This is a genomic window from Saccharothrix sp. DSM 118769 (assembly GCF_052936295.1).
Genome location: NZ_CP193627.1, coordinates 1,749,845 through 1,762,614 on the forward strand (window position 1 = coordinate 1,749,845; position 12,770 = coordinate 1,762,614).

12 protein-coding genes are annotated in these 12,770 nt (G+C 75.0%); 2 read left to right on the plus strand and 10 right to left on the minus strand.

Annotated elements, in window-relative coordinates:
- Positions 1–134: 134 nt before the first annotated feature.
- The 9 genes from ACRAKJ_RS08425 to ACRAKJ_RS08465 all read right to left on the minus strand — a co-directional run bounded on the left by ACRAKJ_RS08425 (position 135) and on the right by ACRAKJ_RS08465 (position 9,879).
- Positions 135–3,410 (minus strand): S8 family serine peptidase, encoded by a 3,276-nt coding sequence (locus ACRAKJ_RS08425; RefSeq protein WP_438921289.1) that lies wholly within the window; start codon positions 3,408–3,410, stop codon positions 135–137.
- Between the two features lie 437 nt (positions 3,411–3,847).
- Positions 3,848–4,192, minus strand: a complete 345-nt coding sequence (locus ACRAKJ_RS08430) for a hypothetical protein (protein WP_438921290.1) — start codon at positions 4,190–4,192, stop codon at positions 3,848–3,850.
- Positions 4,189–4,992 carry a DUF692 domain-containing protein gene (locus ACRAKJ_RS08435; protein ID WP_438921291.1) on the minus strand — a complete coding sequence of 268 codons (804 nt, stop codon included), beginning with the start codon at positions 4,990–4,992 and terminating at the stop codon, positions 4,189–4,191. Before ACRAKJ_RS08435 ends, ACRAKJ_RS08430 begins: the two co-directional genes overlap by 4 nt.
- A gap of 73 nt (positions 4,993–5,065) precedes the next feature.
- Complete coding sequence (locus ACRAKJ_RS08440) at positions 5,066–5,887, minus strand: TIGR04222 domain-containing membrane protein (RefSeq protein ID WP_438921292.1); 822 nt, start codon at positions 5,885–5,887, stop codon at positions 5,066–5,068.
- Complete coding sequence (locus ACRAKJ_RS08445) at positions 5,835–6,752, minus strand: TIGR04222 domain-containing membrane protein (protein ID WP_438921293.1); 918 nt, start codon at positions 6,750–6,752, stop codon at positions 5,835–5,837. Before ACRAKJ_RS08445 ends, ACRAKJ_RS08440 begins: the two co-directional genes overlap by 53 nt.
- 41 nt (positions 6,753–6,793) lie before the next feature.
- Positions 6,794–7,702 (minus strand): TIGR04222 domain-containing membrane protein, encoded by a 909-nt coding sequence (locus tag ACRAKJ_RS08450; protein ID WP_438921294.1) that lies wholly within the window; start codon positions 7,700–7,702, stop codon positions 6,794–6,796.
- A gap of 282 nt (positions 7,703–7,984) precedes the next feature.
- Positions 7,985–8,422 carry a peptide-methionine (R)-S-oxide reductase MsrB gene (gene msrB / locus ACRAKJ_RS08455; protein WP_438921295.1) on the minus strand — a complete coding sequence of 146 codons (438 nt, stop codon included), beginning with the start codon at positions 8,420–8,422 and terminating at the stop codon, positions 7,985–7,987.
- A 20-nt stretch (positions 8,423–8,442) separates the two neighbouring features.
- Entirely contained in the window at positions 8,443–8,775 is a 333-nt protein-coding gene (locus tag ACRAKJ_RS08460; RefSeq protein WP_438921296.1) for a hypothetical protein, read from the minus strand.
- Between the two features lie 21 nt (positions 8,776–8,796).
- Entirely contained in the window at positions 8,797–9,879 is a 1,083-nt protein-coding gene (locus ACRAKJ_RS08465; protein ID WP_438921297.1) for an asparaginase, read from the minus strand.
- Positions 9,880–9,935: 56 nt separating this feature from the next.
- On the opposite strand from ACRAKJ_RS08465, the gene ACRAKJ_RS08470 reads away from it, so the two are divergent.
- Positions 9,936–10,580: an FCD domain-containing protein gene (locus tag ACRAKJ_RS08470; RefSeq protein ID WP_438921298.1), complete on the plus strand. Its 645-nt coding sequence runs from the start codon at positions 9,936–9,938 to the stop codon at positions 10,578–10,580.
- A gap of 365 nt (positions 10,581–10,945) precedes the next feature.
- A complete protein-coding gene (locus tag ACRAKJ_RS08475; RefSeq protein WP_438921325.1) occupies positions 10,946–11,278 on the plus strand; it encodes a hypothetical protein in 333 nt (110 codons plus the stop codon).
- Between the two features lie 302 nt (positions 11,279–11,580).
- Here ACRAKJ_RS08475 and ACRAKJ_RS08480 read toward each other — a convergent pair whose 3' ends face one another.
- On the minus strand, positions 11,581–12,750 hold the full coding sequence (locus tag ACRAKJ_RS08480; RefSeq protein WP_438921299.1) for an acyl-CoA dehydrogenase family protein: 1,170 nt from the start codon (positions 12,748–12,750) through the stop codon (positions 11,581–11,583).
- Positions 12,751–12,770: the final 20 nt, after the last annotated feature.

Below are 12,770 nucleotides of genomic sequence, written 5' to 3' on the forward strand. Positions count from 1 at the left end.
GGTCCGACGCTAACCAGGTGGGAGGACCGGTTCAGCCGCTGGAACGCGGCGGGGCCCGCCGCCGTGCGGCCCAGCCGGCGTTGCTTCGCCCCACGTGGGGGCACCCACTGCGGCGGGCGCCCCCACGTGCCGCGTCAGGCGACCTTGAAGGCCCGGACCACGGTGTGCTCCACCGCGTTCCCGGCGCTGTCGACGGCCTTGACCCGCACCGAGCCGAACCCGGCGGCGGCGGGCGTGGTGACGGTGGCCGCCCCGCCGGACACCGGGGCCGCGGTCCACGTCGCGCCGTCGTCGAACGACACCTCGACGTCGATCCGCTCCACCCGGCCGTTGGCCGCGCCCTCCTGCTGCTGCACGGTCAGCGGCACCCGCAGCGCCCGCCCGCGCGGCGCGGACCCGGAGGCGTCCAGCTCCGGCGTGAACCGCACCACCGACAGCGGCAGCGGCGCGTACCCGTCACCGGAGGTGGTGCCCGACCGGAACGTCCACGCCGAGGCCACCCGCGTCGCGAAGTCCGACGACCCCGCCGCGCGCACCGCCTCGGTCTCCACCCGGAAGCCCGCCTCGCCCGCCGGCACCGGGAACAGCCCGTTGCCCGCGTACGGCGTCTCGCCGACCTCGACCCCGTCGCGCAGCAACGTGGTGCGCGCCGACGACACCGCCGCCGTGCCGCCGTTGCCGGAGGCGTCGGTGAACAGCGGCACCGCGAACGCCACGTCGTCGCCCATGCGCCCCAGGTACGGCGACCGCGACGGCGGCAGCGCGGGGGAGAACACCGGGTCGTTGGCCTCCTCGGCGGCCCGCGCGCCCCTCGTGTAGGCGCGTTCCGGCGAGGTCAGCGTGGCCTCCACACCGCCGTCCGGGCCGAACTGGAGGAAACCCCACGACCACGCCAGGTCGGTGGTGACCCGGTTGACGGCCTGGCCGGGGGAGGTGACGTCCGGCAGCCACGCCCAGCCGCCCACGCCGCCCGGCGTCATCGGGTTGCCGCCGTGGCCGAACGCGCGACCCGCCGGACCCGGCCCGAACGTCGTGCGCACCTCGGCGAGGTCGGCGGCGGCCGGGGCCTTCACGAACCCGGTGGGCAGCACGCCCCGTTGGCTCCAGGCGAACCGGTACGTCACCGGCGTGCCGCCCTCCGGCGTGCCGCGCAGCTGCGACCCGATCAGCGACACCACCCCGTCGCCGGGCAGCTCCGGGCCGGCGTGCGCGATCGACACGTCCGCGCCGAACCCGCCCAGGAACGCGGTGCTGGTGCTGGCCTGCCGGTCGCCGTGCCGGCGCACCACCGTGATGTCGCCCAGCGCCTCCTGCGCGGCCGCGTCCGGCGCGGTGATCCTCAACGGCCGGGCGGTGCGCGCGTCGGACACCACCCGCTGGTCCCGGTCCACGGTGAGGGACGGCCGGGGCAGCAGCGCGAGCTTCCCGCCCTCGCTCTGCACGTCGGTGCCGGTGAAGTACTCGCCCCGGGGCAGCCGCAGCGCGAACGACCCGTCCGCGTCGTAGGGGAACGCGAACGTGTCGGTGTCCAGGCCGATGACCGACGAGTAGTAGTCGACCGCGGGCGCGCCCGCCGCGTCCACGAACTCGAACTCCACGTCGTAGCTCTCCACCTCGCGGTTCACGCTCACCGCGGTCCGCAGCGGTGCCGGGCCGCCGGTGGCCACCACGGAGCCGACGTACAGGCCGTCCACCGACCCGAGCCGGGTGTCCGCGGTGACCGTCGCGGTCGCCTCGCCGCCCGCCGGGACGGTCAGCTTCGCGGGCGCGACGCCCAGCAGGCCGCCGGGCGCGGCCGACCCGTCCGGCCCCCGCACGTCCACCGACAGGGCCAGCGTCACCGGGGCCGTGCCGGTGTTGCGGTAGGCGACGGTCCGGCCGACCGGCGCGTCGTCGTCGTGCGGCCACCTTTGGAGGCCCATCGCGAGGCTCGCCGGTTCGGCGGTGACCGTCGTCGTGATCGCCTTCGCCAGGTCGAGGCGGCCCGCGCCCTGGTCGAACGCGGTCAGCTCCGGGTTGTTCCGCGCCGACGCCACCAGCGCCGCCTTGACCTGCGCGCCCGTCCAGTCCGGGTGCTGCTGCGCGAGCAGCGCCGCCGCGCCCGCCACGTGCGGCGTCGCCATCGACGTGCCGGACATGGCCACGTGGCCCTCGCCCACCGGGGTGCCGACCGTGCCGCGGGCGGCCCTCGCGGCCACGACGTCCACGCCCGGCGCGGTCAGGTCCGGTTTCACGCCGCCGTCACCGGTGCGCGGCCCTCGGCTGGAGAACGGCGCGATGCCGTCCAGCCGGTCCACCGCGCCCACGGTCAGCGCGGCGTCGGCGCTGCCCGGCGAGCTGATCGTCCCCGGTCGCGCGTTGTTGCCCGCCGCCACCACGAACAGCGTCCCGGTCCGCTCCGACAGCCGTTGCACGGCCTCCTCCAGCGGGTCCAGCTCCGCCGTGTCGTCGCCGCCCAGGCTGAGGTTCACCACGTCCGCGCCCCGCGCCGCCGCCCACTCCATGCCGGCCACGATCGCCGACTCCTGGCAGCCCGCCGCCACGCACACCTTGCCGTCCAGCAGGTCCGCCTCCGGCGCGACGCCCCGGTACGGCGCGACGCCACCCGCGATCGTGGCGGCGACGTGCGTGCCGTGGCCGACGCCGTCGGTGCCGTCCGGGTCCTCGGTGAAGTTCTCCGCCTCGACGACGTGCCCGGCCAGGTCCGGGTGGGCGGCGTCCACGCCGGTGTCCAGCACGGCCACCTTCACGCCCTTGCCGGTGTACCCGGCGGCCCACGCGGCGGGCGCGCCGACCTGCGCCGTCGAGCGGTCCAGGCTCAGCTCGCGCAGCCCGTCCAGCCACACCTTGCGCACGCTCGCCCTCGACACGAGCGTTCGCCAGGTCTCGGCGGCCTGCGACTTCACGACCCGCGCGGAGTACGAGCCGACCACCGGCAGCGACCGGGTGACGTGCAGGCCCGCCGCCGCGGGCTCCTCGTCGCCGGCCACGATCAGCGGCACGGTGTCGCGCCGTGCGTCGTCGTACCCGGACTCGACGAGCCCCGTGACGTCGAACAGCCGCGGGTCGAGCCGGCCCTGGGAGATCAGCCTCGCCGCGTCGCGCGGCACCACGTGCAGGTGCCCGTCCCTCTCGTAGGTGTGGAAGACGGTGCGCTCGCGGCCGGGGGCGGCGACGAACGCGCGCACCCCGTCACCGGCCAGCACGACCCGGTCGCCGGTGACGAGGGTGACCGCGTGGTGCTCCGCGCCGATGCCTGTGTCCGTGTTCGCGATCCGGTCCTGCTGGGTGCCGTCCTGTTGGGTGCCGGCCCGCGCGGGCCCGGTGCCCGGCGCCAGGCCGCTCGCCGCCAGGGTCGCCGCGACCAGCGCGGCCCCCCACGTCGTGCCGCGCCAACGTGTGCTCTTCACTCGCCGTACCTCCCGATGGGGTGCCGCGCGCCGCGGGGCGCGTGGCCGGAAGGGCGGTGTTACCCGCGGTCGCGGCAGTTGTACCGGGAGTGACGTCGCCCTTGACCTCACCGACGGTAAAGGGCTCGGCAGACGGGGGCAGCCGCTGATTGGTCGGTATGTTCTTCACCGGTTCAGCGGAGTAAACGGTTACCTACTTGTCGGTAACTGAGCCGTCGGCACCAATCGAGATACCTGCGTGCGGCCCACCCACTGGGCGGTCCGGACTGTTCGGGTAGGCCGTTTCGGGGCTGACGTCGAGTGCGCGGTCGACCAGCGCAGATCCGGATTGGTCCAGCAGGCGCATGTCGTCCCCGCGACCAGGCTCGCCGGGTGCGGCTCCACCACCGGGGTTGCACGGGGACCGCTGCGGCAAACCTCGGCCCGCGCGACGCGCCTCAGGTCGCCCGCCGCCACCACCGGCGCCTCGGCGGCGGGGCCAGCTCGCCCCGTTCGGCGGCCCACGCGGCGAACGCGGCGGCGTCGTCCCGGAACCGGCTGCCCGCCCGCCGGGGGTTGCCCGCCGCGTACTCGTCGAACAGCGGCCGGAACCGCTCGCCCAGCTCCGCGGCGACGTCCGGGCGCAGCGACCCCACGATCCCGCGCCGCTTGTCCAGCAGCGCCCGCCGCTCCACCCGCACCATCCGCTCGTCGAACCCCGCCGGGGGCGTGCCGCCCGCGAGCAGGGCGTCGAGCAGCTCGGCCTGCGCCGCCCCCAACCGCTCCCGCTGCGGCCCCGTCACCCCGGCACCCCCACCACCGCGCGGATCGCGGCCAGCTCGGCGCGCAGCTCGTCGTCGGACGGGTAGTCGTCGTCGCGCTCCAGCAGCACACCGGGCGGGTCGGCCCGCTCGCACAGCCGGGCCAGGACGTCCAGCACCTCCGGGAGCACGGCGTGGGCGTGCGTGTCGTGGTAGACGCCCCGCTGCTCCACACCGCCCGCGACGTGCACGTACGCGAGGCGCTCCAGCGGCACCTCGTCGAGGAAGCGGTCCACGTCGGTGCCGAGGTTGCGGGCGTTGGCGTAGAGGTTGGCGACGTCCACCAGCAGGTGGCAGTCGGTGCGCTCGACCAGCTCGGCGAGGAACCGCCCCTCGGACAGCTCGCCGCCCGGCCACTCCAGCAGGGCGGCCACGTTCTCCAGCGCCAGCGGCACCGGCAGGTCCGCCTGGGCGGACCTCACGTTGGCCACCAGCACGTCGAGCGCGTCACGGGTGCGCGGCAGCGGCATCAGGTGACCCGAGTCCAGGCCGCCCGCGCGCACGAAGCACACGTGGTCGCTCACGAAGGGCGCGTCGAGCGCCTCGGCCAGCGCGCCCAGGTGCGCCACCCTGGCCGGGTCGACGGGCTCCGCGCCGCCCAGCGACAGCGACACGGCGTGCGGCAGGACCGGCACGCCGCGTTCCCGCAGCAGCCGGATCGACTCCGGCAGCCCCCCGACGTGCAGGTTCTCCGCCACGACCTCCACGAAGTCCACCGGCAGCGCCTCGACGGTCAAGTCGATCTCCGCCCGCCACCCGATCCCGACGCCCAGTCCCCGCACCCGCCCCACCCGCCCTTCGGTCGTCCCCGCCGCCCACGTCCCCGGAGCCCACGTCCCCGGAGCCCGCCGCGCGTCAGTCCCCGCCACCGCCACCACAACCGCCACCACCGCCGCAGCTGCTGCCGCCACCACCGCCGCACGACGACCCGGAGCTCGACCCCGACCCGCAGCTCCCGCACCCGGTCGTGCCGCAGGACGACCCGCCCGTGCCGCCGGACCCGCGCTTCCGCTTCCGGCGCCGCAACGTCGCCGCCGCGGCCGGCGCGATGTCCAGCCACCCGGACCACACGACCCGCCCGTGCGCGCGGCCCAGCAGCCCGTAGCACGCCACCAGCCCCACCGGGTCCGACGTGGAGGTCCGCACGAACAGCCGCCGCACCGCCGCCCGGCCCGCGCGCGTCAACGGCCGCCGCCCCACCGCCGCGCCGACGTTCACCGCCGCGAACAGCACACCGGCCGCGATCACCACCAGCGCGGACCACCCGGTCAGGCCGACCGCGAACAGCGCCCCCAGGACCAGCGCGACGCTCACCACGCGCGCCACCCGCCACGCCGAGCGCCGCCCCGGCGACGTGGTGAACCCGCGCGCCGCCAGCTCCCGCCGCAGCACGTCCGCCTCGGCGCTGCCCGCGACCGTCGAGATCACGTCCCCGAGCCGCATCGGCACCGCGCGCAGCACCACGCGCTGCAACGGGCTCCACGCGCGCTCCGGCCCCCGCACCGCGCTGACCAGGCCGTCGCGCGAGATCCGCACCGCGCCCGCCTCGACCAGCGAGATCACCGCCACCTCGGCCGCCCGCCCCGGGCCACCGGCCAGGAACGCCAGCTCCTCGGGCCGCGGCTCAGGCGTCGAACCCGCCGAACCCGCCGTGGTCGCCGTCCAGGAACCCGCCATCGTCACCCTCCAACCACTGCGCGGCCAACCACCCGCCCGCGAACCACCCACCGGCCACCAACCACCCGTTGCGGCGCTGCCAGCGCCGCGGCTCGACCACCACGGCGCGCCCGCGCCGCGGACGTGGTCCCTGGGACGTTTCCGCAGGTGCGATCGGTTCCGCGCGTTCGCCGTCGAACACCGCCGTCTCCGCCCGCGCCGCCCCCTCGCGCGGCGCGGACGGGACGACGGCGGCCCGCGCGAGGCCGTACCGCGCGGTCACCTCGGCCGGGTCGACCGGCGCGAGACCCGCGGTGGCCCCCGCGAACGCCCGCGCACCCCACCTGGTCAGGACGGGCGGCGGACCCAGCAGCAGCAGGACCGCGAGCGCGCCGGCGACGGACAGCGCGACGACCGACTCCCACCCGCCCGGCCCCGCGACCACGACCAGCAGCGCGACCAGCGCCACCGGCGCGAGGGCCAGCAGCGCCCGCGCCAGCCGCCGCCTCGGCGCCACCAGCAGCCCCTCCGCGACCAGCCGCCGCCCGATCCGCCGGACCGGCCCGCCGGTCGACGCCGACACCACCAGCTCGTCCAGGTCGCGCGGCCCCCGCAACCCCTCCAGCAACGCCCCCTGCAACGCCGACGCGGGCCGCTCCGCCGGCCCCGGGACCGCGCTGACCACCGTCCCCGACACGCGGGCCCGGTTGTCGGCCACCAACCCCGACACCGCCACCTCCACCGCCCGCACCGGCCCACCCCCGAGGTAGCCGATCTCCTCGAACGACAGCACCCGGGACGGCGCGGCGCCGGTCACCCGCTTCACCCGCAGACCCACGACCACCGCGGCCACGAGCGCCGCGCCGCACCACCACAGGAAACCCATGGCCGCCAACCTAGACCGGCCCCGGCCGCCCCGGGCGGGACTCAGCCGCCGCCACCACCGCCGCCGCAGCCACCCCCGCCGCCGCCGCCACCGCCGCCGCCGCCGCAGCTCGACCCGCCGCCACCGCCGTCCGACGAGGAACCCCCGCACCCCCCGGACGAACCCGTCACCGCGTACCCCGCCAGGAAGGGCCCGCCCGACCCCCGCCGCGACGCCGCCCGCGCCGGGCGCACCGCCGCCCGCAGCACCACGTCCGGGTGGGCGGCGAACCCGTCGAGCGCGACCCGCTCCTCGGCACGACCCGACCAGTTCGCCCGCGCCGCCGCCACCGCCGCGTCACCCCGGGCGGTGCGCGTCACCCCGCGCGCCCTGAGCAGCAGCCACCCCAGCACCCCGGTCAGCACCAGCTGCAACGTCAACCAGCCCACGGGCGCGCCGATCGCCACCCCGTTCACCCACCGCGCCACGCCGACCGCGAACAGCAGCGCCAACGGCACGACACCCAGCCGCAACCGGGACCGCACCACCGCCGGCGGCACCACGTAGTCCTCTTCGGACAGTCGACGGCCCACCGCGTGCGGCGCGTCCTGCCCGGACACCGAGGTCACGAGCAACACCATCGTCCGGTACCGGTAGCGCGCCGCGTCGGCCAGCACCGCCCGGTCCACCGGGTGCTCCGCCGTCGGCGCCCCGTTCACCCGCACCGCCCCGTTGCGCGCCGCCACCAGGGCACCCGACGCCAGCAGACCGGCCAACGACGCCTCCACCGCGCGCCGCGGACCACCGGTCAGGTAAGCCACCTCCACCAACCCGAGCACACCCGCTGGGACGCCTCCCCGCGTCCGCCGCAGGCGCACTCGGACCAGGATCGCGAACGCCGGCGACAACGCCAGCCCGATCCAGTACAACTCCAGGAACTCCGGGCCCGAAAGCCCCCACGGTCGCTCCACGGTCCACCCCCTGTGGGCCTCGGTGGGACCGGGTCCCACCAGCCAGGAACCCATGGTGTGCTCCGGGCCACACCCCGGCAAGGGGGCTTGGGCAAGCCTTAGGGTTCAGCCGCCGCCCAAGCCCCCGCCGGCACCTCCGTCAGGAGGACGAAGCGCCGTCGACGCCGCCGGAGCCCTCGCCGTCCGTGCCCTTGACCACGCGCATGTTCCCTCCAGGTGTGGACAACATCATCGACCACCGCGGTCGATCGCCATCGTCGATCGTCGTGCGGGAAAGCGCCTTCAGCCTGCCCGACCGGTGCCGTCCTCGACCAGGCGCAGGCTGATCGAGTTGATGCAGTACCGCTGGTCCGTCGGGGTCTGGTAGCCCTCACCCTCGAAAACGTGCCCCAGGTGGCTGTGGCACGTGGCGCACAACACCTCCGTGCGCACCATGCCGAGCGTCCGGTCCTCGCGCAGGATCACCGCGTCACCCGCCAGCGGCGAGAAGAACGACGGCCAACCGCAGTGCGAGTCGAACTTCGTGTCGCTGCGGAACAACTCCGCGCCGCACGCGCGGCACTCGTACACGCCCTCGCTCTTGGTCTCGGTGTACTCGCCCGTCCACGCGGGCTCCGTGCCCGCACCGCGCAGCACCGCGAACTCCTTGGGCGTGAGGATCTCCCGCCACTCGAGCTCGGAGCGGACCACCTTCGGGGTGGCGCCGACGACAGGTTCCATGCCTTCCACGGTAGTCGAAACTAATCGAAGAAGACGGTCAGCAGGTCGCCCAGGTAGTACCACACGCTCACACCCGCGCCCAGCAGGATCAGCGCCACCACGACCACGGCCGTGAGCCGGCGCAACCCGCCCGCCCGGTTCGCCGAGTCCGCGAAGTGCTCCACCCCTGCCAACGACCCCTCGATCGTGAAGTTCGGCTGCCGCCGCTGCATCCGGTCCAGGTGCTCGGCGAACGCCCGCGTCTCCGGGTCGTCGGGGTCGAGCCCGATCAGCTCGTCGTCGAGGTCGGCGAGGTCGTCGTCACCGTCGCGCGGACGGTCGTCCGGGAGGTCTGCGGCACCGGCACTGGCCATGCCGAAAGCGTAATGGGCGGTTCAACCCACCAGCACGGCAGAAGGCCGGACCGACCCCACCACCCGACCGTGCCCCAGCACCGGGAACGTCGCCAGTTCGTCCAACCCGCCCGCCGCGTCCCCGGCCACCGCGCTCGCGGCTGCCGCGTCCCCGGCCGCCGCGCTCCCGGCCACGGCGTCCCCGGCCGCCGCGCTCCCGGCCACCGCGTCCCCGCCGCCCACACCCGCGGCACCCAGCCGGCGCAGCGCGGCCACCAGCACCACCGCCCGCGCCCGGCTCGACCCGTCGGCGATCTTGCACGCCACCGCCTCACCCGACGGCAGGCCGATCGCGTACACGCCCTCCGCCCCGTCCTTCGCCACCGCCCCCGGGACCGCCCGCATCAGCTTCGTGACGTCGCGGCCCGTGCCGCCCACCCACTCCGGGTGGGCGCCCATCGCCCGCGCGATCCGCGCCTCGTGACCGTCGCGCGCGCTCGCGATCCTGCCGAACGCCCTGGCCAGCCCCGTGAGGCTGATGCCGAGCAGCGGCGCGCCGCACCCGTCCACGCCCTCCGCGCCGATCCGCTCCCCGGCCAGGTCCTCCAGCGTGTCGCGGATCGCGCCCTGGAGCGGGTGCGCCGGGTCCAGGTAGTCGTGCGTCGACCAGCCGTTGACCGCGCAGGTCGCCAGCATCGCCGCGTGCTTGCCCGAGCAGTTCATGTACTGGGGCGCCTTGCCCCGACCGCGCGCCAGGTGGGCCCTGAGGGCCTCCTCGCCGATCGGCAGGTCGGGCGTGCACCGCAGCGCGGAGAGCGGCAGGCCGTGCCGTTCGAGGATCGCGGTCACGCCCTCGACGTGGAAGTCCTCGCCGGAGTGGCTCGCGCAGGCCAGCGCCAGCAGCTCGCCGTCCAGGTCCAGGCCGTGGCGCAGCATGGCCAACGCCTGCACCGGCTTGTTCGACGAGCGCGGGTAGGTCGTGTCCTGCGGGCGGCCCACCGTGAACGCCACGCGGCCGGCGGCGTCGAGCGCGACGACCGAACCGTGGTGCACCGACTCCAGGAACCCGCCCCGCCACACCTCGGCGACCAGTTCGTGCGCCATGCCGCGCGCCCCTCTCAGCATCCCTGTTGACTGTCGACAGTTAACATGAGGCCCGTCGGGTGTGCTAGGAGACGTTCGTGACACCACCCCTGCACATGAGCCTGGCCGGCCAGGCCGTCGACGCACTGCGCGAACTGGTGCTGACGGGTGACATCCCGGCGGGCGCGCGCGTGAACGAGGTCGAGGTGGCCGCACGGCTCGGCATCTCCCGCGGGCCGCTGCGCGAGGCCATCCGGCAACTCGCGTCCGAAGGGCTCCTCGTCCTGGTGCCCCACCGCGGCGCGTCCGTGCCCACCGCCGACGCGGCCGAGGTGCAAGCGCTGTTCGAACTGAGGGCCGCCCTGGAGTGCGCGGCGGCCGAACTCGCGGCCACCCGCCGCACCGAGCGCGACGTCGTGCGCCTGCGCGCAGTGTGCGACGAATCGCGCCGCGCCTACTCGGCCGGCGAACGCTTCCCGTACCGACTGGACCTGGCCTTCCACCAGGCCATGCTGGACGCCGCGCGCAGTCCCCGGATCGCCGAACAGGTCAGGCTGGTGCAGCAGCGCGTGGTGCTGCTGCGGAGCGGGCTGCGCGATGACCCGCCGCACCAGCACGCGTCACTGGACGACCACGACAACCTGGTGGCCGCCGTGGCGGCGGGAGAGCCGCGCAAGGCCGGGGACGTGATGCGCAAACACCTGGCCAGGGTGTGCGCACAAATGCTCACCAGCCTGGGGTGAGAGGTGGGTTTGTGGCATAATGGCAGGTCAGTGAGCCTGTACCGGTAGGCCCTCGGTCGACGGAATTCACCGGTACGAGTTAACGCCCTGCCGGCCGGCAACTTTCCGGGAGATAATTTCGTTGCCGGAAAAGAAGGAGGCGGCGCGGCGGGAGTCACCCGGTTACCCGAGTCGCCCGAGTCGCCCGGATCGCCAACCGCGAATGCGATACGCGACGCCACGCATCCTTCTCACTTCACGCGGAGCGGGTGGAGTCCCCCGCTCGCCTGGCTAGTGTCGCCGGTAGCGGTGCGACAACCGCTCGGTGCCGGGAACGACGTAGCCAGGGAGGTCCCGTGCGACGTGCGGGAACGCTGACGGGGCGCATGGTCGACGGCGTCAACGGCCGGGTCGTGGCGCTGTGGTCGTCCCCGCGCTGGGGGCGGTACGTCAGCCGGTACATCACCGTTGTCACCTACACCGGTCGCCGGTCGGGGCGGACCTTCAGCACGCCGGTCGCCTACCGGCGTGCGGGTGACACCGTCGCGATCAGGGTGGTCATGCCCGACGCCAAGACGTGGTGGCGCAACTTCACCGGCGACGGCGGGCCGCTGTCGCTGCGGCTGGGTGGCGCCGATCGCGCGGGGCACGCCGTCGCGCGGCGTGACGGCAAGGGACGGGTCACGGTCGTGGTGCGGCTGGACGGCGAGCGCGGCTGACCTGGGACGGTCGGCTGGCTTGGAACGACTGGCACGGGGTGGCCGGTCCGGGTGCCCGGCACGGGGGTGGCTTGTCCGGGGCGGCTGACCTGCGGGAACGTGCTTGGAGCAGTTGGGCGGGCGCCTGGTGGTCGGGGTGGGCCCGAGGTGGCGAGGTCCGAACGCCCGGCTGGGTGAACGCCCGGCTGGGTGTGGGCCGCGCCCCGACCGGCGCGGGGCGGGCGTCGGTCGGGGCTGGCGCGCTGGTCGGGGCTGGCGCGCGGGTCGGGTGCCGGGTGGCCGCCGGCCTGGAGCGGTGGGGGTCAGCCCAGGGTGCCGGTGACCTTCGCGTGCCCCTTGAGCAGGTTGCGGGCGATGGTGCGGCGCTGGATCTCGTCCGTGCCCTCGTAGATGCGCAGCAGGCGGAGTTCGCGGTACCAGCGCTCGATCGGCAGCTCACGGGTGTAGCCCATGCCGCCGTGGATCTGGAGCACCCGGTCGACGATCTCGTTGGCCTTGATGCCGCCGTAGAGCTTGGCCATCGACTGGGCCTGCCGCGAGTCGGCGCCCTGGTCGACCAGCCACGCGGCGTGCAGGACCAGCCAGCGCAGCGCCTCGATCTCGACCGCCGAGTCGGCGAGCATCCACTGGATGGCCTGGTACTCGGCGATGGGCTGCCCGAACGTCACCCGGTTCTTGGCCTGCTCGACGGCCATCTCGACCAGCCGCTCGCACGACCCGAGGGCGCGCGCCGGGAGCAGGTAGCGGCCCTGGCCGATCCACTGCATGGCGAGGGTGAAGCCGTGCCCGACCTCGCCGAGGACGTTCTCCTCGGGGACGCGCACGTCGTCGAACACGAGCGCGGCGGGCCCCCACTGGCCCATGGTGGGGATGGGCTCGGACTTCCAGCCCATGTCGCGGTCGACGAGGAAGCAGGTCACGCCGCCGTCGGCGCCCTTCTCGCGGTCGGTCACGGCGAACACCATCACGAAGTCGGCCTCGTTGCCCTGCGTGATGAACGTCTTCTCGCCGTTGATGACCCAGTCGCCGCCGTCCTTGCGGGCGGACGTGCGGATCGCCTTGGCGTCGGACCCGGCGCCGGGTTCGGTGATGGCGAAGCACGACACGCGCTCACCGGAGATGGTGGGCAGCAGGTACCGCTGCTTCTGCTCCTCGTTGCCGTGGAACAGGATGTTGTCGGCGTACCCGCCGAAGCGGAACGGCACGAAGCTGCGGCCGAGCTCGGCCTCGACGAGCGCCGTCATGAGCGCGCCGAGGCCCATGCCGCCGTACTCCTGGGGGGTGAGGACGCCGAAGAACCCGGCGGCCTTGGCCTTGTCCTGGAGTTCCTTGAGCTCGTCGCGCGCGAGCCCGGGCTGCCCGGCGCGTTCGCGGCGCAGCACCTCGGGTTCGAGCGGGGCGACCTCCTTGCGCACGAAGGTCCGCACCCACTCGCGGATCTCCTTCTGCTCGTCGTCGAGCGTGAAGTCCATGTCCGTGTCCTCCCTCTGAA

Coding starts and splice junctions, on each gene's coding strand:
- ACRAKJ_RS08465 (WP_438921297.1), bottom strand. CDS start 9,879: ATGCTGAGAGGGGCGCGCGGCATGGCGCACGAACTGGTCGCCGAGGTG.
- msrB (WP_438921295.1), bottom strand. CDS start 8,422: ATGGAACCTGTCGTCGGCGCCACCCCGAAGGTGGTCCGCTCCGAGCTC.
- ACRAKJ_RS08460 (WP_438921296.1), bottom strand. CDS start 8,775: ATGGCCAGTGCCGGTGCCGCAGACCTCCCGGACGACCGTCCGCGCGAC.
- ACRAKJ_RS08445 (WP_438921293.1), bottom strand. CDS start 6,752: ATGGGTTTCCTGTGGTGGTGCGGCGCGGCGCTCGTGGCCGCGGTGGTC.
- ACRAKJ_RS08475 (WP_438921325.1), top strand. CDS start 10,946: ATGGTCGACGGCGTCAACGGCCGGGTCGTGGCGCTGTGGTCGTCCCCG.
- ACRAKJ_RS08480 (WP_438921299.1), bottom strand. CDS start 12,750: ATGGACTTCACGCTCGACGACGAGCAGAAGGAGATCCGCGAGTGGGTG.
- ACRAKJ_RS08440 (WP_438921292.1), bottom strand. CDS start 5,887: ATGGCGGGTTCCTGGACGGCGACCACGGCGGGTTCGGCGGGTTCGACG.